Source organism: Mycobacterium sp. NGS63 (assembly GCF_059812295.1).
In genome coordinates this window covers 120,950-143,397 of record NZ_JCALCJ010000005.1, presented here as the reverse complement: position 1 = coordinate 143,397, position 22,448 = coordinate 120,950, and the positions used below count along the sequence as shown (strand labels likewise).

Sequence of the window (22,448 nt, the reverse complement as noted above, 5' to 3'; positions counted from 1 at the left end):
TCGGTGCCCGCCCGGCACTTCACCGGCGCGGGGTCTGTGCACCGTCAGGACGCGGCCTGAACCGTGATCTCCGAAATGGTGGCCTGGCTCTTGCCGTTGGTGGTTCCCAGCGTGGAGATCCACACCAGCACGTTCGACGTCGCCGAGCCGCCGCGCACCGGAATCACGTTGTGGCCGGGCTTGAGCGTGAAGGCCTGGGCCAGCACGGTGGTGTCCTCCAGCTTCGACGGCGACGGCGTGCTGGCCGAGCGGATCTCGACCTTGGTGCCGGTGCTGGTGGTGTCGATGCTGACCTGGCCGATGACGGTGGGGTTCGGCAGCTGCAGCATCAGCCCTTCGCCCTGCTTGAAGCTGGGGAACGGGACCGCGTCGGTGTAGACCTCGGTGGACCAGGCCGTCGACGGGTCGCCGTCGATGGCCTGCCCGGCCTGGCCGGGGTTGTCGGCCTCGCCGTCGGGGGAGTAGACCGACGCCTTGGTGGGCTTGACGACGCTGCCGGCGGCCGCGGAACTGGGAGCCGACGACGCCGTCGACGACGACGGACCGTTCAGCCCGAGCTCGTCCTTGTTGAGGCCGCCGCCGACGTTGCCGAAGATGCTGCTGACCACCGACGCCAGCACCAGCAGCGCCACCACGATGACCGCGACCGCGGCCCCGACGCCGATCAGCACGTTGCGGCGCCTGCGGACGAATGTGGCGTACTCGCGGCCGGTCGAGGACGGCCGGGGGTTGGGCAGCGCCGGCGAATCGTCGATCGGCCCGAGGATCTCGGTGCGGTCGGCCACCGCCGTCGCCTGCTGCAGCAAGTTCAAAAGCGTTGAGGCGCTGCGTATCCCGCCGTCCTCCTGGACCGCCCGAACCGCGACCGCGGAAATCTGGAAGGGGATGTCGCGGTCGACGACCATGGGTTCGACGGGGTTGCCCGACGAATCGCGCTCGGCCGGCGCCAGGCCGCTGCGCACCCCGGACTGCGGCAGGGGCCACCGATTGACCAGCAGGGCGTACAGCGCGGCGCCGATTCCGCGGATGTCGTCTTGGGGGTTGGCGTCGGGCATGGTGGCCGGATAGGCCAGCACCACGTCGCCCTCGATGCTGACGCGCACCCGGTTGGGGTGGTCGATCGACAGGGCGACACCGGCGCGGTGGGCCGCGTCGGCGGCGGCCGCCAGCGATTGCATCGCCCGGACGGCGCCGATGGCCGACGGCGCGGTGTCGGCCACCTCCTGCAACGAGCCGCCGCGGATCCACTCCGAGACGACGAGGCCCCCGGGTCCGGTGCGGACCACGTCGAGGACCCGGGCGACGCCGGGCTTGTCGATCCGGCTCAGCCGCAACGTGCGGGACAGGACGTCCTGCAGCACCTCGTCGGGCAGGGCTCCGTCGGGATCGACGAAGGTCAGCGCCACCTGACGGTCCAGCGCGGTGTCCATCGCCTGCCAGAACTGCAAGGGAGGGGCGCCGCCGTGGAAGACCAGCAGCCGATACCGACCGCTGGCGATGCGGGCGCCGGGAACCAGGTGCAAGGTCTCCGTGGACGAATCGCCGCCGCGGTCGCGGGGCGCGCCGAATGGCGTTGGGCCGCGGCCGTTTTCGGCCGCGGGGTCGCCGTTCTGGCGGTCGGACCGGCGCGGCCCGGGTTCACGCGGGATGTCGGGCTGGAAGTCGTCGGCGACGGGCCTCTTGTGGTCGGACGGCAGCTGGGCTCCCGATCCCACGCCGGATCCAGCGCCGGATGCGCTTTCCACTGGGCGGTCGGTCACCTCCGGTCCTTTCGCTAGGCGGGCGCTGCCAACCCGCTCCGGAGGCCTGCGCCGGATCGGCTCCTGGACCGCACTTACCCCCGGCGGGGACGAATTCCTCTGCTCAGGGTACGTGACGCTGGCGTGTCGGGACGATCCCTGTGGGGCGGCTACCGCTCGGCCCCCGGCAACCCGTCGCCGGATCGCGCCCAGCGCCGCCCGGGCTTCGGGCACCCGCGCGCGGACCAGCACCGCGGCCATGATCGGCACCATGATGAGCGCGAGCACGAACAGGCGCAGCAGGGAACCCGCGCCGCCGTGCGCCGTCAGCCGGCTCAGCCCCAGCAGCCGATCGGCCACATGGGCGACCAATCCGGCCAGCATCGACGCGACGATCGTCACCAGGATCGTGCGCAGCTCGTCGACGCCGATCAATTGGCCGCCCTTGGGTAGCAGCGCGTGGCGCAACAGGTAGTAGCCGACGATCGCGCCGGCCAGGAATCCGATGCCGTTGGCCAGGCCAAGAAAACCCGCCACCAACTTCGGGTCGCCGGTGAGGTGCGGCGCGAGGACCGAGCCGGCGATCTTGACGGCCGTGATCACGAGGATGATCACGATCGGCGTCCATGGCTGCTCGCGCGCGTAGAACACGCGCAGCTGCAACAGCACCAGCCCGTAGGGGATCAACGTGAACGCCGACAGCGCGATCGCGGCGCCGAGGTATCCGGCGTCGACCTCGCCGAAATGGCCGTAAGCGAACAGCGCGCTGCCGATCGCCGGGCCGCCGACGGTCATGAACGCCACGATCGGGATCAGCGTGATCAACGTCAGGCGGGTGGCCAGCGACAGGTCGGCGAGCACGGCGCGGGTGTCGTTGTTGGCGGCGTTGCGGCTCAGCCGCGGCATCACCACGGTCAGCACGGTCACGCCGATCATGCCGAACGGCAGCATGAGGACGAGCCAGGTGTAGTTGTAGATCGCCGGCCCGGACGCCGCGGCGGTGCTGGCGATCTGGTTGCCGATCACCAGGCCGAGCTGGCTGATCAGCACGTAGAGCACCATGGCCGCGGCCATCGCCCCGAAGCGTTTGAGGCGCTCGTCGATTCCCCACAGCGGGCGCAGGCTCACGCGCTGGCGCTTCAGCGCCACCAGCAGCACCGCGGTCTGCGCGAACACGCCCAGGGTGGTGCCGACGCCGAGCACCAACAGCTTGGGGTTGCCCATCCGGACGGGGTCGACCGACAGCTCGCCGGGGACGGCCAGGTACACCCCGAGGGTGACGAGCGCGACGACGTTGTTGACGACGGGCGCCCACGCCGTCGGCCCGAACACGTTGCGGGTGTTCAGGATCGCCATGAACACCGACGTCAGCCCGTAGGCCAGCACCTGGGGCAGCAGCAGGTAGGCGAACGCGGTGGTCAGCGGCTCGTTGACCTGCGGGATGCGGCCCAGCATCAGCCGCACCAGCAGCGGCGCGGCCAGCACCGACAGGGCCGTGGCGAGCACCAAGAGCGCCGTCGTCAGCGTGACCAGGCGCCGCACGAACGCCGCGCCGCCGTCGGCGTCGCTTTGCTCGGCGCGGGCCAGCACCGGCACGAAGATCGCGGTGAACGTCGCCTCCAGCACCAGCGCGGCGACCAGGTTGGGCAGCTGGTTGGCCACCGAGAAGGAGCTGGACAGCGCCGCGCCCAGGATGGCGGCCAGCACGACGATGCGCGCGAAGCCGGTGAGGCGGCTGACCAGCGTCGCGAACGCCATCCCCCACGAGCGCGACACCAGTGCGGCGTCCGACAGTTCGGGTCGCCGCCGCGCCAGCTCCGGCACCGGCGGAAGGGGGCCGGTGGGCGGGCCCGGGCGCCGCCGGTGCGTCGGTGGTGGCTGGCGCAGGGCGTGCGACGGCGCCGGGGGGTGGGTGCGCCGATAGGCGGGACTCATACGGTGTGCTGCTCGTGGTCGACGCGCTCGCCGATCTCGTCATGCAGCTCGGCGGGCCTGGTGTGGGGCGGATCGGGGCGGTCGAGGTCGGCGCGGTCGGGCTGGCCGCGGAAGCGGTGCCACAGCCGGCGCCCGGCTAGCAGCACCAGCACCGCCGCCGCGCTGAGGGTGATCGCGAACAGCACCTTGCCGTAGGCGTTGGAATGCACCGACAGGCGCACCGGCTCGCCCAGCCGCATGCCGTCCGGGGTGCGCAGCGCCACGTCGACGGCGACGCGCTGGGTGAAGTTCACCTCGATCGGCACGCGCAGCGGCAGGTAGCCCGGCGGCAGCTCGATCAGGCCGACGTCGGTGACCGTCATCCCGGGCGGCGCGTCGACCTGCAGCCGCACCCGGATCGGGACCGCCAGGGCGTTGTGCAGCGCCAGCGGCAGCGGGCTGTGCTCGGTAGCCAGGGTGTAGGAGTCGCCGGGGTTGACGATCGTGACGGCGCCGAACAGGTCGTGGATGGTCTTGCCGACCACCGCCAGGCGTTGCTGGGCCAGGCCGTTGCGGGTGTCGGGCGGCTCGGATTGGCTCAGCGCGCGCAGCATGTCCTCGCGCAGGGGAGCGGTGTACTGGACGCCGGTCAGCCCGGTGCGCTCGTCGGTGCTCAGCGCCGAGGTCAAGCCCCACAGCCGGCCGACCTGACCGGAGATGGCGGCGGTCACGTCGTCGGCGAATCGCCCGCGGGTGGATCCGTCCGCCGCCACCTGCTGCGGGGGGTCGTTGCGGGCGGCGGCCTCGGCCACCACGGCCGGCAGCGGTCGGGGCACCGCCAACCCGGAACGAATCGCGGTGGCCAGCGCGGTCATGATGACCTGCGCGTCGTCGGCCTGCAGGTTCCACGTCGCCGGCGGGACCAGCAGCTGGGTGCGCGGTGCCGCGTCGCGCTGCAGGGCGTGCCAGAAGATGGAGCCCAGCGCGTCCTGGCGTCGAGCGACGTTCGAGTCGTGCGAGAGCCGAACGCTCAGCGAGGGGTCCAGATAGGTGGGGGCGGCGGGGCTGTTGCCCGCGCCGGCCAGCGCCGCGCCGACGGCCGGGTCGAACGGCGCGACCGCCACCTGGGGGGAGAGCCGCCGGGGCGCGGTGTCCACGCTGGAAGCGGCCGAATCCTGGGCGGACAGGTCGCCGGCGGCGATCGCGACCGTGCTGTCGTCGCCGTTGAGCAGGCTGACCGTGCCGGCGGTGAGCGGGCCGTCGGGCAGCAGCGTGGCGCCGCGGGCGGAGGGCACGTCGAGGATGCGGTCGACGATGCCGCCGACGTTCTTGGTCGCGATCGCACTCAGGCCCGGGTCGTTGACGCGTTGCAGGGCGTCGAGGTCGGCCTGGGCGTAGGGCAGCGGCGCCACGCAGGTGCGGTGGGCCAGCGCGCGCAGCCGGTTCAGCCACCCGGCCGCGGCGGCCTGGCCGGTGCCCGGGTGGGTGGGGGTGCCGGGTAGCTGGGCGGGGCCGTCTGGCGAATCGGACACCACGTAGCCGGCGGTCATCGCGTTGACGGTGACCAGGAGGTCGGGGTCGACCGCCAGGCACAGCGCGCGGCCGACGGCGCCGTCGGGGTCGACGTCGTGGCTGGTGGCGACCTCGGCCGCGGACAGCAGGATGTCCAGCCGGCCGCCGGTGGCCAGCGAGGAGGCCAGATCGTCGTCGACCAGCCGGACCGGGATGGCGCCGCCGGGCACGCCGGGCGACAGCCGCGGCCGGTCGGCGAGCGGCCAGAGCATGGTCATCCACACGGGCTTGGAGGTGTCGGGCGCGACGGCGGAGTTCACGTCGTCGGCGTGGTCGGGCGGGACACCGATCACGGGCAGCAGAAACCGCGCGTTGTCGAGCCGGGCGGGGGCGCCATAGTCGGGTGTCCCATTGGCGTTGACCAGCACGGGATAGATGCCCGGCTTCTCGATGCCCAACGAGGACTTGGTCGCCGATCGCAGGGGGGCGGCCAGCGTGAAGCCGGCGGTTTGTCCCCGCTGCAGTTCGGGGGCGACCGTGAGGAAGTCCGCGGCCGACTGGTATTGGTCGGTGTCGCCGTCCAGGGACGTGCGCAGGGCGGCCGAGGCGTCGACGGCCGGGGCGTGCTCGAGCCGCACCATGACGTCGCGGACCGGGCGGTCGCCGATGTTGGTCACCGTTCCGCTGACGGTGACGACGGGCGGGCTGGTCGTGGTGACGACGTCCGGGGTCACCTGGTCGATGCGGACGCGGACGAACGGCGTGGAACCGGGCTCGCCCGCGACCGCGCGCGGGGCGGGTCCGGCGAGGACCGCGAAACCGGCCACGATGCCCACCACTGCGGCAAGGCGCACTAAGCCGGCCCAGCAGAGTCGCGGCGCGGTCACGGCCCTGGCCCGTGACCGTTCTTCCGGCCCGCGATGGGCTTGTCGGAATGCCGGGTCCGCGAATGGGTCTGCGGGCGCCGGCGCGGCGCAGTGGGCGGCAGCGGCGGCAGCGCGGCCGGGCCGTCGCTCTGCAGCTTGTCGATCAGTTCGTCGGCGACCTGCGCCAGGCGGCGCTCGTCGGCGTAGGCCAGCCGCGACGGCAGCTCGCGGATCGGCACCCAAGCCACCTCGGCGACCTCGAGGTCCTCGTCGGAAAGCTCCCCGCCGGAGAAGCGCATCAAATAATGGTGCACCGTTTTGTGCACGCGGCGGCCGTCGGTGACGAACCAGTAGTCGATGCGTCCCAGTGCGGCCAGGACGCTGCCGCGGATGCCGGTCTCCTCGGCGACCTCACGGATGGCGGTCTGCTCGGCGGTCTCGCCCATCTCGATGTGTCCCTTGGGCAGCGACCACAGCATCCGTCCGCGCCGGTCGACTCGGCCGATCAGCGCTGCGACCTGTGCGTCGCGCGGCCCGTCGATGCCGTCGATGACCAGGCCGCCGGCGGAGGTTTCGTGCACGGTTCGGAGCCGATCGGGGCCGCGGCGGGGTGCGCGCGATTTGCGAGGTTTGGACGCCGTCGCGTCGCCGTTGGTTTGCGGGTCGGCGGTGTTCTCGGTTGCGCCGCCAGCGCCGCGACGCCGGCGCCGCCCCCGGCGTCGACGTGGTCTAGCTTGTTCGGCGTCCGACACCCAAGCGATAGTAGCTGGCGGGGGCCGGTCTTCCCGAGATGCTCGCCGCTGGCCGGATGGGCGACCGGGCCAGGGGGCGTTGTTGGCCGCGTCACCCGACTACGCTCATCGAACGTGCCTGACGCCCAGGATGCCGAGCTGCTGACCGCCGCCGCGGTCGCGCTGAACAAGCACGCGCCCGTGCTGCGCGAGCTGGGCGCCGCGTTCGACGCCGCGGGCCACGAGCTGTATCTGGTGGGCGGTTCGGTGCGCGACGCCTTGCTGGGCCGGCTGAGTCCCGACCTGGACTTCACCACCGACGCCCGCCCCGAGCAGGTCCAGGACATCGTGCGGCGGTGGGCCGATGCGGTGTGGGAGACCGGGATCCAGTTCGGCACCGTCGGCGTCGGCAAGGGCGACTACCGCCTGGAGATCACCACGTTCCGCGCCGACGCCTACGACCAGGTGTCACGCAAGCCCGAGGTCCGTTTCGGCGATCGCCTCGAGGACGACTTGGTGCGCCGCGACTTCACGGCCAACGCGATGGCGGTGCGCGTAACGCCGACGGGCCCGGGCGAATTCCTTGACCCGCTGGGCGGTTTGGCGGCGCTGCGCGCCCGGATGCTGGATACGCCGGCCGCGCCGGAGGTGTCCTTCGGCGACGACCCGCTGCGGATGCTGCGCGCCGCGCGGTTCGTGTCGCAGCTGGGCTTCGCCGTGGCCCCGCGGGTGCGGCAGGCGATCGAACAGATGGCCCCGCAGCTGGCGCGGATCAGCGCCGAGCGGGTGGCCGCCGAACTGGACAAGCTGCTGCTCGGCGACGACCCGGTGGCCGGGATCGATCTGCTGGTCGAATCCGGGATGGGCGAGGTGGTGCTGCCCGAAGTCGGGGGCATGCGGATGGCCATCGACGAACACCACCAGCACAAGGACGTTTACCAGCATTCGCTCACGGTGCTGCGTCAGGCCATCGCGCTGGAGGACGAGGGGCCCGATCTGGTGCTGCGCTGGGCCGCGCTGCTGCACGACATCGGCAAGCCGTCGACCCGCCGGCACGAGCCGGACGGCGGCGTGAGCTTCCATCACCACGAGGTGGTGGGCGCCAAGATGGTCCGCAAGCGGCTGCGGGCGCTGAAGTACTCCAAGCAGATGGTCGAGGACATCTCGCAGCTGGTGTATCTGCATCTGCGGTTCCACGGCTACGGCGACGGCAAGTGGACCGATTCCGCGGTGCGCCGGTATGTCACCGACGCCGGGCCGCTGCTGCCGCGGCTGCACAAGCTGGTGCGCGCCGACTGCACGACCCGCAACAAGCGCCGGGCCGCGCGGCTGCAGGCCAGCTACGACCGGCTGGAGGAGCGCATCGCCGAGCTGGCCGCCCAGGAGGACCTGGCGCGAGTGCGCCCGGACCTGGACGGCAACGCGATCATGCAGCTGCTGGGGATCCCGGCGGGCCCGCAGGTGGGCGAAGCGTGGCGCTATCTCAAGGAGCTGCGACTCGAGCGCGGCCCGCTGACCACCGAGGAGGCGACCGCCGAGCTGCTGTCCTGGTGGCGATCGCGGGGGAACGCATAGCGGCGGCGGTGCGTCCGAGAAGGCATGGATTATTGCCTCGCGAATGACGGTGGCGCAGCGGCCATCTGGCACGGCCAGCCCACCCTCGATTTGGACGGCGACGGCCGCCTCGATGCGATCGGACTGGACCTCGACGGCGACGGGATGCAGGACGACGCGCTGGCCGATCTCGACGGCGACGGGACGGCCGACCACGCCGTCCTCGATGTGGACAACGACGGCGCCCCGGAGGCTTGGTTTACCGACGACGGGGCCGGCACCTGGGGCGTGGCCGTCGACCGGGGCGGGCAGCTGCGGTGGTTCGGCCTCGACGGCGTCGAGCACACCGGCGGGCCGCTGGTCGACTTCGACGGCCACGGTCAGGCCGACGACCGCCTGCTCGACACCGACGGAGACGGGGTGGCCGACCGGGTGCTGTGCGCCGGCGAGAACGGCGCGACCGGGTACGTCGACACCGACGGCGACGGCAAGTGGGACGTCCGGCTCACCGACACCGACGGCGACGGTCGCGCCGACGGGGCGGGCAACCTATGACAGCGCCGGCAGGGACTGAATTGACCGGCATCCCGGCGGAAATTACCTTTACCACCAGCTCACGCGGAGGGGATGGCGATGTTCGTCGACACTGAATTGCTGCACACGGGCGGTAATGACTCGCACCGAGCGGGCGGGCACGCCCAAGAGGGGGCCGACCGGCTCTCGCAGGGCCCGCTGGCCCCCGGGATGTTCGGCGGCTTTCCCGCGGCCGAGATGTTTCACGGGGCGGTGACCGCCGCGCATGGGCAGCACGTCAAGAACTTGCAGGCCCACCAGGAGACGCTGACCGGACTCGGTCACAAGGCGCACTACGCCGCGAACGGTTTCACCAACATGGATGAGCGCAACGCCGCAGAAGAGCGGGCGGTGCGATGGACCTCCGATACATCAGCCGTCCGCACCTGATAGCCGAAGCCCGCGGCGATCCGTGGGCGATCAACGACAGCCTGCAAGCCGGGCGCCCAGGGCAGATTTCCGATTTGGCGCGGGCCTTTCTTGGCTCCGGTCGGTGCACCGCCGAATCCTGGGCCGCCTTCGACGACGCGCGCCGCCGCTTCGAGGCGTCGTGGAACCGGGTTGATGGTGAGCACCCGATCAACGACTCGGCCGAGGTGCGACGCGTGATCGAGTCGCTGGGACGGCAGTCGTTGCAGCTGCCGGCGATCGCGGCGGAGCTGGAGAACGTCGCGGCCGGGCTGGCCGAGGCCCAACGCGCCGGCGCGGCGCTGATCTCGGCATTGGAGGCGCAGCTGCGGCAGGCCGACGACCTGCTCGGTCAGGCGATGGCGCTCGAGCGGAACGGCGGACTCGACGCGGGCGATCGGTCCGGGCTGGATGCGCTTGTCGGTGCTCTGGAGCAGCAAGCTATCGACGGCACCTCCGCGGCGGTGGGCCGGCTCACGTCGGAGCGCAACGGCTACTCGCAGTCCCTGGACAGGTCGCTCACGATGTTGCGCACCGACGGCTATGACCCCGCGGTTCTGTCCGCGGTGGATGCGCCGGGTCACGCGAATTTTGATGAGCCGCTGCAACTCCCGCCGCCGGAGACCAGCGCCGAGGGGATCAATCGGTGGTGGAAAACCCTCAGCCGCGAGCAGCAGAGCCGGCTGATCGCCGACCACCCGCCGGAGCTGGGCAACCTCAATGGCATCCCGGTCGTCGTCCGCAGCCAAGTCAACAATGCGGTGCTGTACGACGATCTGCGGCGCGTCGAGGATGTCGCCGCGGAGCGCGGCGTGTCGATCAACGTCGTGCTCGCCGACCCGGCCAAGTTCGGGGTGAGCCCTGCAGCCGTTACGCGCTACACCAACGCCTGCCGCACCGAACAGGGCCTCGATGAGGCGCGCTCGGGCGGCGCGGACGCCTTCCTGGTGAAGTACCAACCCGAGGCTTTCGGCGGGGAGGGGGCCGCGGCCGTCGCGATCGGAAATCCCGACACAGCGACCAACACCGCGGTGCTGGTGAAGGGCGCGGGCACGAGCGTGCGCGACGGAAGCTTGGCCCAAGCCGAGGGCGTCAACGTGTACCGGGAGTCGGCCCGTGCCGAGTGGGGCAGGCGCACTGCGGTGGTGACGTGGATTGGCTACGACACCCCCGACGGTTGGTACGACCCGGGCCTTCGGGAGCCGGACATGGCTCGTGTCGGGGCGCGGGTGTTGGCCGCCGACGTGAACGCACTTGCGGTGACGCATGAGGGCGCGCCCGCGCACGTGACCGTGGTCGGCCACTCCTATGGATCGACCGCCGTCGCCGATGCGGCGACGGCCTACGGGATGCGCGCCAGCGACGTAGTGCTGGTCGGCTCGCCGGGCACCGACCTGGCGCATTCGGCGGCTGACTTCCATTTGCCCGCCGGTGGTCACCTTTACGTCGGTGCGGCCTCCGGCGACGCGGTCACCTGGTCACCCACTCACGTGACCGGCCCCGGCCTGATCGGCCTGAGTTTTGGTGGGCTGGGCGACGATCCTGCCGTCGACGGCTATGGCTCGACCCGGTTCAAAGCCGAGGTGCCCGGCACCTCCCTGAATCCGGTCTACGACCACCTGCGTTACTTCGACGACGGGTCGGAGTCGCTGTTCAGCATCTCCGACGTGGTCTCCGGTCACGGCGACGCGCTGCAACGCGACGGCATGACCGCGCGGCACCGGGGCGAATACGGAGCGGGCGAATGGGTCGACCCCGAACTCGCGCGGCCGGGGACTGGCGGGCATCGGCATCCGGCGCCGACGGGTTAAGCGCCGCTCGCACAACGTTGCAGTCTGTAACGCGACGGGTACGTTTCGATTGCCAGACCTCCGAAGGCCTCCGGGCGCGGGCCTAAAGTGACGTTGCCTCACTGGCTATTAGCCTTGGCAAGGTGATGAATCCTCAACCGCCTCATCCGGCGCAGTGGCCGCCATCCGCGGGGCCGGTCAGGCCAGAATCGAATGGCCGCAGCCTTACCGCCATATCCGCTATTGGCTTAATTGCGCTAGCCGCGCTTGTTATCGGGATTATTGCCGTCTCCCGGCCCGCTGCAGATGGCGCGGCGAAGGGCTCGACAACCGCGGCCCCACCGCCGGCGTTTACGCCCGAACAGGTAGCAAGCGCGAAGAAGAATCTATGCACTATGTATCAAGTCGCGGCGCGATCGGTGAAGCACGACACCAACGGGACAGATGTCGCCCTTGCACGAATTTCGACGACTAATGCTGCCGGGATGCTTGAAGCGGCAGCCAGCAATCCAGCACTGGAACAGGGTGACCGAGATGCTGCGAATAACCTAGCTGCTGGATACCGCACCGCTGTCGCGATCAGTAGCGTTTTTGATAAGACGTCGTCGGTTCTCCAAGAGTCAATAGATGATGTGAACCGACTGGACGGGGTCATGGCCGCGAAGTGTCCCTAGTGAGACGCTGGCATGGATGCGGAAGGCGCGACTCCAGCACCTTGCGGACCACGCAATTAGCACTGGGCCAGTAGGGTCGATGTGGTACGCGGGACATAGCGAGGGAGGCAGTGATTTGCCACCACAGTGCCGGTATTCCAACATTGAGAGCGAAGAGGCGCCGGGGCGGAGACCTGTCTCGAAGAGCTGATGCGGTGAGGAGGGGGCGGTGGGACCTGACTTGCCCGCTGGGAAGTACACCGCCGCTCTTATCGGCGCCTGGTGGCCGCAACCCTCAACGAGTACCAGAACGGGTGCTGCACATTGGATATCCATGCAGCAGCAGCAAGAAGGGTATGCCCAGGAATTACATAACCAATGGACACAATTAGCGTCGCAGAATAAAGGGCATACTGTCGACGATCTTGTGACACGCTTTCAACAGGGCGAAAAGCACCATCTGGACCTAGCAGAGAAGTATAAGGCCAAGGCCGCCGCTTTTGAAAAAGGAGCAGACGCTGTCGATAATTTACGCGAGGGGCTTCGAGGGATCGCTGACGATTACAACCAGAGGATCGCCAATATCGAGAACTCGAAGGAGCCCGCAGCCGTGAAGGCCGCGGAAATCGAGCAGCTGATCGCCGAGGCTAACGGGTTCGCAGCACATAAGTCTGCCGCGGCGGTTGCAACGATCATGGATGCGATCCAGAAGATTCTCACCGCCGAGGGAATGACGATGTCACCGCAGGAATTCCTCGGCAGTCAGGGGCTGGATCCCGGGAAGCAGACTGCTATGGGTGGGGGCATCTGCAACGAAGGTCAGAACGGTGGTGGTGGTGGCCAGTTTGTTGCCCGCCCCATGGGCTCGGGGATGGGCAATGGCGGCCAATTCGCCGGAGGCGGTCCGGGCCAGGGCGGCGAACTGGCGCCGAGTGCGTTTGGGGCGGGCATCGGGCAACCCGGTGGGGTGGGTGGCAACGGGGTCATCGCTGCGCCTCCTGCCGGCGCAGGGCATCTTCCAAGCCCGCCTGCAGTGCATTCGCCACTAGCCGGAGGTAGTGGACTCTCGCCGGCAACTGCTTTTGGGGGGCTTTCACCGAACCAACTGAGCAACTCATTCTCCCAAGGAGTTATGGCAGGCCAGCCGGCGGGGTCGGGCGCGAACCAACTGTCGCAAGGGCTGATGAATGCGACCGGTGCGGGTTCGGCGCCACCCCCACAACCGCCAGTCGTGCCGCCGGTATCTGCGGCAGGTACCCCTGCTGCTGCAGGTATCGACGCCGCTGTGGTGGACCACGGCTCGGGCGCCCCGGCCTCCACCGGCGCCAGTGCACCGGTGGTCTCGACGGGTGGCGCAGTGCCGGTCGCCGCACCGATGCCCATGTCGCCGCCGATGACTCCAGTGACCGGAGCCCCGGCGACCCCTGCCGGCCCGTTGCCCGCCTACGGCTCCGACCTGCGGCCCCCAGTTATTGCTCCGCCGTCGGTTTCGGCGCCGACTACCCCGGTGTCTGGCGCGCCTGTCGCACCGTCGACCTCGACGTCGCCACCCACGTCCCCCTCAGCGGGCAGCCCATTAATGTCGACGGTCCAACGGGGCGCCGGCGAGCAGGTCGGCGCGAGCGCGGCAAGTCCAGCAGGTGCATCGGCATTGTCCGCAACCGCCGGTGCTGTCGCGGGCGATGTATCGAGCCGGGCCGCTGAACAACAGCGGCTCCAGCGCCTCGTCGACGCGGTAGCTCGCCAGGCGCCGGGTCTGTCATGGGCGGCCGGCCTGCGTGACGACGGCACAACTCTTCTGGTCAGCAATGTCGCCGGCGGATGGATCCCACCAAACGTGAAGATCCCCGTCGGCGTGAATCGATTGCTGGACCCCGCACTCCGCCGGACTGATGCCAGCGTGGTTGATCTGCTAGGGACCGTCTCGGCGGCCGCGGTGCACAAGCCGCACGGATTTATCGGCAAGGCGGAGCCCGATGATCCCGCGCTCACCGGTGACCGACTGACGCGGACGGGACCCGAAGTCGACGAGCTGGGTCCGGCGTTGGTCGAGGCCGTTAGGCGCCGCGACGGCTTGCCGCGAATCGCCCAGACGCTGGCGCAAGCTGCAAGCCGGGGAACGGGCGTTACCGAGAACGAGGTCGACGTGTTGCAACACGAGCAGCAAGCCGCATATCAGAAGACCCTGGAGGATCCACACGACCTCGCGCGGGCGGCCGACTGGATGCTCCTGGCAGCTATCGAGGCCCTTATCGCCGGACGCGAATCCATAGCGAACTACCACATGGCGTGGTATCTAGCAGTCGCGGCATAGCTGAGGTGACTACCTTTCAAGCACGTAGCGCCCTACGATGCGATCCACTAGGACATGTCTTGAGCGGCTGTGGCAGCTAACCTGACTAGGCAGCGACACGTGAGGGTTGAGGTGCAATTATGACGACGGGCGGGGGGCGTCCGATATTCATAGACGCGCCGACCTTGCCGACCGCTCCTAACCTTCCGCCGACGGTGGGGCCGAACCCGGTTCCTGGCGGCGGTGCAACGCCGACAGATATAACCATCACCGGTCTAACGCAACTCGGAAATGCCGGTGTCCCCGGTGACCAGGCCTCCAGCCTGGAAGGCGAGGCCGATCGCCGGGCGCACGCGCTCGACGCCGCCCAGAAATTTCCCGCCAACGAGGCCGACTCCGCACAGCAGTTCCAGCAACTCTCACAGATGCTTCCGCAAATGGCATCAGGGTTCATGGGCGCGTTTACCGGCGCGCTCGGCGGCTTCATGGGGCCGCTCACCCAGATTCCGCAACAGTTCATGCAGGCCGCGCAGAGCGCGATGCAGCCGCTGATGGGAGCGGCCAAAGGCGGCGGAGCGGCGGAAGCCGCCCTCACGGGTATGTCGGGCGAGGCGGCGCCCTTCGAAGGTGCCGGTGAAGGTGGAGGCGGTTCCGGCGGCGGAGGCGGCATCGGGGCCGGGGGAACCACCCCGACCGGCTACCTGGGACCGCCGCCCGTGCCGTCGTCATCACCGCCCACCACACCGGCGGCGGCATCGGTCAAGTCGCCGGCGATGACACCGACCGGCGGAATGCCCCCGGCCGCGGGACCGATGGGAATGACCGGTATGCCGATGATGCCCGGCGCGATGGGCGCAGGCGGTGAAGCCAGCAGCAAGGACAAGCCCGCCGAAAAGCGGGTGACCGTCTCCGGCATCCCCAACGGCCAACCGGTCAAGGGCCGCCTGACGGTGCCGCCGAGTGTTCCCGTCACGAAATCGGACGGCAAGCCGCCCGTCGTCGCCAAGCCCAACCGGCGGATCGTGATTGTGCCGGCGGACGAAGAGCCGCCTACGCAATAGCACTGAAAATGGCTGTTTCGCCATATGCATTACCGAACTAATTCCGCTAAACCCCCAACACAAGGCGAGTGGTCCGGGCGTGGTTAAAGGCAGTAATGTCTTGGGCTGTGGCCATTATCGAGACGCTGCCGAGTTCGGAATTGCTGAGGCCATCGTGGGCTACACAAACGCTTCCGAAAATCCTTGCGGCACAGCGACTGTTGCGGGGGTAGCGAACGTGCTGGGGGTACAGGTGCCCACCGACCACCGGCGTGGTGCATCCTATCGACGCGGCCGAAGTGACGGCGGTCGACGAGCCAGAAGTTATGGGAGTTGCGGCTGAGGTGTCCGGTACGGATGCGGTGCGCCCGGACGCGGCGGCGGACAAGGCATTGGTCGACCAGGTTCTGGCCGACCTGAAGGCGAATTTCGAAAAGTGGGAGGAAGTACTGGCCGCCCAGGAGGCGGTGACTTTTACCGCCGACGTCGGCGACATCTACGCGGTGTGCAATTCCGATGGGCGGCTCACGGGGCTGTCGTTGGCGCCGCACGTGATGACGTCGTACACCTGTCGGGAGCTGGTGGATCGACTGAATATGGTTTTCGAGGCATTGCGCGAAGAAGCGCAGGCCGATTTTGATCGGAATTACGGTGGGGGAATCGTTGAATGATCCGCTGGTGATGCGGGCGGTGGCCGCCCTGTCCCGCGGCCACGGCCTGTTCGTCGGCGGCGATGCGGGCCACGGGGTCGGCGACGCACCTGTGCGGGTAGACGCTCACGCCGACCGGATACGGCGCGCAACGCACGCCGGGAGGGCGGCGGCGAGGTCAGCCACGTCGGCCTCCAGGCTGCGCCGGCTGGCCGAGACGGACACGGCGCTGGACGCCGCCCTGGCACGAGCGCGGGCCGACCGAGCCGACGCACGCACCGCGACCCGACTCAACCTGGACGCAGCGGTTGTCGATGCCATGCCGGCGGCCGATACGCCGATGGGCCGACGCGAGGCGATGGCCCGGATGGCGGCACGGTTGCGCACGCAGCACCGCCACATCGTGCGGTCGCGGGCGCGCGCAAGGCAGCTGGCGACGCGGCTACAACGGCTGCACTACCCACACGCACACCGGGCACGGCACGGACATGGCAGCGGGCGCGCGGCAGTCTGGGAGGCAATCCGCGAAGCCCTGGACATCAAGGGCATTCACGATGCCGACGCCCGGGCCCGATGGGCGCGCGGCATGGACCTGGTGGCGCGCCGCGAGTCCAACTACAACGTCTACGCGGTAAACCGCTGGGACTCCAACGCGGCCAGGGGCACCCCGGCCAAGGGGGTCTTTCAGTTCATCGCGCCGACATTCGCCGCGTATCACGAGCCGGGGACCTCGGCGAGCATCCACGATCTGGTAGCGCAAGCCTGCGCGTTCATCAACTACGCGCAACGCCGCTACGGTGTGGCCGCCGATGCGTCGAATCTGGCGGCCCGGATCCAGCAGGCCGATCCCCACCGCGGACCAAGGGGTTACTGACCGATGCCGTTGAGTTTGTCCAACCGCGACCAGAATTCGGGCCACCTGTTCTACAACCGGCGGCTCCGGGCGGCGACGACCCGCTTCTCGGTGCGAATGAAACACGACGACCGCAAGCAGACCGCCGCTTTGGCGTTGTCGGTGGTTTTGGTGGCCATCGCCGCGGGCTGGATGGTGCTGCTGAACGTGCTCAAACCCAGTGGCGTGGTGGGTGATTCGGCCATCATCGGCGACCGCGAATCCGGGGCGATCTACGCGCGTATCGACGGCCGGCTGTATCCGGCACTGAACCTGACCTCCGCGCGGCTGGCGACGGGCAACGCCGGGCAGCCGACGTGGGTGAAGCCGGCCGAGGTCGCGAAATATCCGACGGGCCCGTTGATCGGCATCCCGGGCGCGCCGGCGGCGATGCCGGTGCATCGGGGCGCCGCCTCGGCGTGGGCCGTGTGCGACACGGCGGGCCGGCCCCGCACGTCGGACAAGCCCGTCGTGACGTCCATTGCTGGACAGCTCTTCGGCGGACGGGCGGCGCCGATGGCCAAGGACGCGGCGCTGTTGGCGAGCTTTCAAGGCTCCGCCTACGTGATCTGGGGCGGGAAGCGCTCGCAGGTCGATCCCACCGACCGGGCGGTGACCTTGAGCCTGGGGCTGGACCCCGGAGTCACTGTCCCCGTGGAGATCTCGCGGGCGCTGTTCGACGGGATGCCGGCGACCGAGCCGCTGCGCGTACCCAAGGTCCCCGAGGCCGGTACACCGTCGAGGTTCCTGGCGGGCTCGCAGGTGGGTGCGGTGCTGCAGTCCCAAACGGCCGGCGGCGGCAGCCAGTTCTACGTGTTGCTCGCCGACGGGGTGCAAAAGGTCGGCGGCTTCGTTGCCGACCTGATGCGCAGCGCGAACTCCTACGGATCGACGACGCCACGGACGGTGACTCCCGACGTGCTGGTCAACATCCCGGAAGTGAATTCACTGCCCGTCGACTATTACCCGACCGGGCGACTGAATTTCATTGACTCCGCGGCGAATCCGACCACCTGCGTCGCATGGGAGAAGGCGTCGACGGATCCGCAGGCCCGGGTCGCCATCTACAACGGGCGGGGGCTTCCGGTGCTTCCGTCGATGGACGACCGGATCGTGCGACTGGTCCGTGACGACCGCGATCCGGCATCGGTGGTGGCCAACCAGGTGCTGGTGTTGCCGGGCGCGGCCAACTTCGTGACATCGACGAGCGGCGTGATCACCAGCGATTCACGCGAATCGCTGTTCTGGGTGGCCGACAACGGAGTGCGGTTCGGCATCGCCTCCGACGACTCGACGCTGCGTGCGCTGGCCCTCGATCCGGCGATGGCGGTGCAGGCCCCCTGGCCGCTGTTGCGGACCTTCGCCGCGGGCCCGGCGCTGTCGCAACAGGCGGCGCTGGTTGCGCGTGACACCGTGCCGGCGCTCGGGCAGGCGGCCGTGCTGACGACATCGCCGAAGGCGGGAGGCTAGCGGATGTCCAAGAGAGCGTTTCCCATCAACCGGGTCAAGATCCAGCCGCCGAAACCCGTTCGGGTGGCGCCGAATGCGCCGATCGCCCTCCCCGAGCGCGAGCCGCGCAACATCTGGGTGATGATCGGCGTGCCGGCGCTCATCGTGGCCCTGATCGGCACGATCGTCATGCTGTACGTCTCGGGGGTGCGCAGCCTGTCGACGGGCTTCTTCCCGTTGATGGGCATCGGCGCGTTCAGCATGCTGGCGTTTTCCGGACGCTTCGGGCGAGCCCGCAAAATCACTTGGGGGGAAATGGAAAAGGGCCGCCGCCGCTACCTTCGCGACCTCGACGGCAACCGCGACGAGATCCAGTCGGCGGTGTGTGCGCAGCGCAAGTGGCAGGAGTCTGTGCATTCCGATCCGCGCGGGCTGGGCGCCATCATCGGCGGCCCACGGATGTGGGAGCGCGGCCGCGGTGACGTCGACTTCCTGGAGGTCCGACTCGGCACGGGCGTGCAGCACGCCCCGGATTCGGTGCTGTCGGTGACCTGGCCCGACATCGCCTCCGATGAGGAGCTGGAGCCCGTCACCGGGCAGGCGCTGCGCGATTTCATCTTGGAGCAGCGGAAGATTCGCGATATCGCCAAGGTGGTGAACCTGCGATCGGCGCCCGGATTCAGCTTCGTCGGCGACGACCTGAACCGGGTGCGGTCGCTGATGCGTTCACTGCTGTGCTCGCTGGCGGTGTTCCACAACCCGCGCGACGTCAAGTTGATGGTGGTGACCCGCAATCCCGAGCTGTGGTCGTGGATGGTGTGGCTGCCGCACAACCTGCACGACGAGTTGTTCGACGCGTGCGGTTGGCGGCGGCTGATTTTCGCCACGCCAGAGGACCTCGAAGCGACGCTGGGCGCCGAGTTGCACATGAAGGGCCGGCGGGGCCAGTGGACGCCGCTGGCGGCGGCCGCCCCGACGACGACCGGCTCGGCGTTGGAGACGGGGCAACTCGACACCGGGGCCGAACTGGGCCCGCACTGGGTGATCGTGGACGACAACACCGGCAGCCCGGAGGCCTGGGAGAGCGTGGTCGGCCAGGTGGGCAAGGCGGGAATCACCGTGCTGCGCATCGCGTCTCGGGCCGGTATCGGCGTGGGGTTTGATAAGGACCAGCTCTATGAGATGAGTGAGCGGCCGGTGTCGCACGCGCTCGCCAACGGGTCCGCGAAGCTTTCGCGCAACGGGGACAGCGCCGAGGACGACGACGGCCGCCCGGCGCCGCTGCTGCGCGCGGGCGGCAAGTTCTTTGCCCACGCCGACCAGCTGTCGATTCCGCGGGCCTACCGGTACGCCCGCGCGATGGCGCGGTGGTCGCCGACGAGCAGCGCGGAGATCGCCGACTCCACCAGCGGAGCCGCCGAGCTCCTGCGCGCCTTGGGGATCAGCGATCCGCGAGACCTGGATGTCGATCGCCTGTGGGCCGAGCGGCGCGGCCGCGGCGACGAGCGGTGGTGCGAGATCCCGGTGGGCGCCAAACCGAACGGCGAGCTGCAGAACGTCATCGTCCGCGCAAAGGACTTCGGCGGCTTCGGTTTTCACTCGGTGGTCATCGGGACCAGCGGCTCCGGCAAGTCGGAGTTCTTCCTGTCGCTGGTCTACGGCATCGCGCTGACACACTCACCGGAGACGTTCAACGTCATCTTCGTGGACATGAAGTTCGAGTCGGCCGCACAGGACATCCTGGGCATCCCCCACGTGGTGGCCGCGCTGTCGAACCTGGGCAAGGACGAGCGGCACCTGGCCGAGCGGATGCGGCGGGTCATCGACGGTGAAATCAAGCAGCGCTACGAGCTTTTCACGTCCGTGGGTGCCCGCGACGCCAACGACTACGAGGAGATCCGCCTCGCCGGGCGTGATCTCCCGCCGGTTCCGGTGTTGCTGGTCATCGTCGACGAATATCTCGAATTGTTCGCCAACCACGACAAGTGGATCAATCTGATCATCCACATCGGCCAGGAGGGCCGAGGCGCCAACGTATTCTTCATGCTGGGCGGCCAACGACTCGACCTGTCTTCGCTGCAGAAGGTCAAGTCCAACATCGCCTTTCGGATCGCGCTGCGCGCCGAGTCCGGCGACGACAGCCGCGAGGTGATCGGCACCGACGCCGCCTACCACCTGCCGTCGAAGGAGAACGGTTTCGCGCTGCTCAAGGTGGGGCCGCGCGACCTGGAACCGTTCCGCTGCTTTTACCTGTCCGCGCCGTTCGTCGTGCCCAAGAAGGCCGAGGTGGTCAGGACCGTCGACATGACCCTGACGCAGCCGCGGCTGTACAACTGGCAGTACCAGCCCCTGGACGAGGCCGACGCCGCGGCGCTGGAGGCCGCGTCGGCCGCCGACGAGGAACCCGACGAATTCCTCTTGCACGACGACGGTTTCAAGAAGAAGAAGATCGTGGACGTGTTGCGGGAGTCGCTGCACACGGTGCCCCACCGGGCGCCGCGACGGCCATGGCTCGAGCCGCTGGAGAACCCCGAGCCCGTCGACGTGGTGGTGGCGGGGTGGCGGGGCAAGCCATGGCACGTCGACTACGGCCGCAACCCGGGACTGGTGTTCCCCGTGGGCATCATGGACATTCCCGAGGAATCCAAGCAGGTCGTGCATTCCATTGATGCGTTGCGCAGCAACATCATCGTGGTGGGCGCCAAGCAGCGCGGCAAGACCACGACGCTGATGACGCTGATGTGTTCGGCGGCAATGATGTACACCCCGTCGCGGGTGACATTCTTCTGCGTCGGCGGCGCGACCATGGCTCAGGTCGGCTCTCTGCCGCACATCGCAGACATCGTGTCGCCCAAGGACACCGAAGGCATCGAGCGGATCTTGAGCAGCATGGACGCGTTGATCGACGCCCGCGAGGACGCGTTCCGGCGCGCCAACATCGACCTCGACGGGTTCCGCGAGCGACGGTTCGGGCCCGGCAGCGACGGCCTGGGCGGGACCGACCCGAACGACCCGTTCGGCGATGTCTTCGTGGTGGTCGACGACTACGACGACCTGTACACGAAGGACATGGTGTTGGGCGACCGCATCATCTCGTTGAGCAGCCGCGGCCCCGAATACGGGGTGCACGTGATGTGCAGCGCCGGCGGCTGGATCCACGGGCAGCGGCAGAAGCTGCTGCAGAACGCCACGGCGCGAATCCAGTTGCGGCTGGCCGAGCCGGGGGAGAGCCAGATGGGGCACTCCGCGATCGAGTCGCGCGAGGCGGCCCGTCGAACGTTGAACCGCCCGGGCTTCGGACTGACCGACTCGCTACACGAATTGCTGATCGGCCTGCCCATGGTGGTCGACCCGGCCACCCGCACGCTGGTGGACACCCCCGGCGTCGGCGCCCGCGTCGCCGAGGTCGCCGGAATCACCAAACACGCGGTGCTGCAACGGCTGCCGGACCGCGTGGAGCTGAAGGCGATTCTGCAGGCCCACGCCGCCACCCGCGGCCCCGACGAGCTGTCTATCGCGTTCGCGATCGGCGAGCGACACCAGCTGGGGCCGGTGCCCGTGCGGCTGGCGGAGACCCCGGGCCTTATGATCCTGGGCCGCCAGGGCTGCGGCAAGAGCCTGTCGCTGGTGGCCATCGGCGAGGCGGTGATGAGCCGCTTCAGTCCGGATGAGGCGCAACTGACGCTGATCGACCCCAAGGCCGCTCCGCACGGGCTACGGGACCTGCACGCGCCGGGTTATGTGCGCGCCTACGCCTATGACCAGGACGAGATCGACCGGGTCATCACCGAACTGGCCCAGGAGGTGTTGCTGCCCCGGCTGCCACCCAAGGGTCTGAGCCAGGAGGAACTGCGCGCGCTGAAGCCGTGGGAGGGCACGCGGCACTTCGTGCTCATCGACGACGTCCAGGACCTGCGGCCGGCGCAGTCGGGGACCTACCCGGCGACCGCGCCGGTGGGGGCGGCGCTGTGGATGCTGATGGAACGCGCCCGGCAGATCGGTCTGCACGTGTTCACGACACGCAACAGCACCAACTGGGCGACGTTGCAGATGGACCCGTGGATGAGATATCAATCGTCGGCAAAAGTCGCGCAGCTGTATATGGATAACGATCCGCAAAACAAGATCAACCGGCTCGTTCGGGCCCAAATGCTGCCGCCGGGACGCGGATTATTGGTGAGCGACGAATCGGACGTCGAGGGAATTCTGGTGGGCTTGCCATCGATCGTTGCCAGCCAATAGCGGCGGCGATTTCATCGCATTAAACACCAAATTCACCGGGGAAAGTCCGACACCAGTCCCGTTGTGAAAACGGCGATTTCCGCTTCGACGTCGGCCGAGGCTGTCCGAGTGACTGGCGTTGCAGAAGTGGCAATAGCGTCCG

The 22,448-nt window shown here is 69.0% G+C and carries 14 protein-coding genes; 11 read left to right on the top strand and 3 right to left on the bottom strand.

All coding sequences use genetic code 11. The annotated features are described in order from the left end of the window. Positions 1-44: 44 nt before the first annotated feature. The 3 genes from AC5Y4Z_RS14670 to AC5Y4Z_RS14660 are packed head-to-tail and all read right to left on the bottom strand — an operon-like array spanning position 45 to position 6,783. On the bottom strand, positions 45-3,674 hold the full coding sequence (locus AC5Y4Z_RS14670; RefSeq protein WP_499965083.1) for a lipid II flippase MurJ: 3,630 nt from the start codon (positions 3,672-3,674) through the stop codon (positions 45-47). Continuing rightward, a complete protein-coding gene (locus tag AC5Y4Z_RS14665) occupies positions 3,671-6,052 on the bottom strand; it encodes a hypothetical protein (protein ID WP_499965081.1) in 2,382 nt (793 codons plus the stop codon). The genes AC5Y4Z_RS14670 and AC5Y4Z_RS14665 overlap by 4 nt, the downstream gene beginning before the upstream one ends. Further along, positions 6,049-6,783, bottom strand: coding sequence for an NUDIX hydrolase (locus tag AC5Y4Z_RS14660; protein WP_499965079.1), 735 nt, complete (start codon positions 6,781-6,783; stop codon positions 6,049-6,051). The genes AC5Y4Z_RS14665 and AC5Y4Z_RS14660 overlap by 4 nt, the downstream gene beginning before the upstream one ends. Positions 6,784-6,897: 114 nt before the next feature. On the opposite strand from AC5Y4Z_RS14660, the gene AC5Y4Z_RS14655 reads away from it, so the two are divergent. The 11 genes from AC5Y4Z_RS14655 (at position 6,898) to eccCa (ending at position 22,306) form a co-directional block, all read left to right on the top strand. Continuing rightward, a complete protein-coding gene (locus AC5Y4Z_RS14655; RefSeq protein ID WP_499965077.1) occupies positions 6,898-8,337 on the top strand; it encodes a CCA tRNA nucleotidyltransferase in 1,440 nt (479 codons plus the stop codon). Between the two features lie 24 nt (positions 8,338-8,361). Continuing rightward, a complete protein-coding gene (locus tag AC5Y4Z_RS14650) occupies positions 8,362-8,871 on the top strand; it encodes a pullulanase (protein ID WP_499965075.1) in 510 nt (169 codons plus the stop codon). Positions 8,872-8,949: 78 nt separating this feature from the next. After that, entirely contained in the window at positions 8,950-9,279 is a 330-nt protein-coding gene (locus AC5Y4Z_RS14645) for a DUF2563 family protein (protein ID WP_499965073.1), read from the top strand. Then, the gene (locus tag AC5Y4Z_RS14640) at positions 9,246-11,108 is read left to right on the top strand and encodes a putative alpha/beta hydrolase (RefSeq protein WP_499965071.1); all 1,863 of its coding nucleotides are present in this window, start codon (positions 9,246-9,248) and stop codon (positions 11,106-11,108) included. Before AC5Y4Z_RS14645 ends, AC5Y4Z_RS14640 begins: the two co-directional genes overlap by 34 nt. A 122-nt stretch (positions 11,109-11,230) precedes the next feature. Then, on the top strand, positions 11,231-11,761 hold the full coding sequence (locus AC5Y4Z_RS14635; RefSeq protein ID WP_499965069.1) for a hypothetical protein: 531 nt from the start codon (positions 11,231-11,233) through the stop codon (positions 11,759-11,761). A gap of 313 nt (positions 11,762-12,074) precedes the next feature. After that, complete coding sequence (locus AC5Y4Z_RS14630; RefSeq protein WP_499965067.1) at positions 12,075-14,054, top strand: DUF5631 domain-containing protein; 1,980 nt, start codon at positions 12,075-12,077, stop codon at positions 14,052-14,054. Positions 14,055-14,173: 119 nt separating this feature from the next. Continuing rightward, complete coding sequence (locus AC5Y4Z_RS14625) at positions 14,174-15,094, top strand: hypothetical protein (protein ID WP_499965065.1); 921 nt, start codon at positions 14,174-14,176, stop codon at positions 15,092-15,094. A gap of 254 nt (positions 15,095-15,348) precedes the next feature. Then, on the top strand, positions 15,349-15,744 hold the full coding sequence (locus AC5Y4Z_RS14620) for a DUF2710 family protein (protein ID WP_499965063.1): 396 nt from the start codon (positions 15,349-15,351) through the stop codon (positions 15,742-15,744). 10 nt (positions 15,745-15,754) lie between these two features. Beyond that, a complete protein-coding gene (locus tag AC5Y4Z_RS14615) occupies positions 15,755-16,597 on the top strand; it encodes a transglycosylase SLT domain-containing protein (protein WP_499965501.1) in 843 nt (280 codons plus the stop codon). A 3-nt stretch (positions 16,598-16,600) separates the two neighbouring features. Beyond that, positions 16,601-18,085 (top strand): type VII secretion protein EccB, encoded by a 1,485-nt coding sequence (gene eccB / locus AC5Y4Z_RS14610; RefSeq protein ID WP_499965061.1) that lies wholly within the window; start codon positions 16,601-16,603, stop codon positions 18,083-18,085. Positions 18,086-18,088: 3 nt separating this feature from the next. Then, positions 18,089-22,306: a type VII secretion protein EccCa gene (gene eccCa, locus AC5Y4Z_RS14605; protein ID WP_499965057.1), complete on the top strand. Its 4,218-nt coding sequence runs from the start codon at positions 18,089-18,091 to the stop codon at positions 22,304-22,306. Positions 22,307-22,448: the final 142 nt, after the last annotated feature.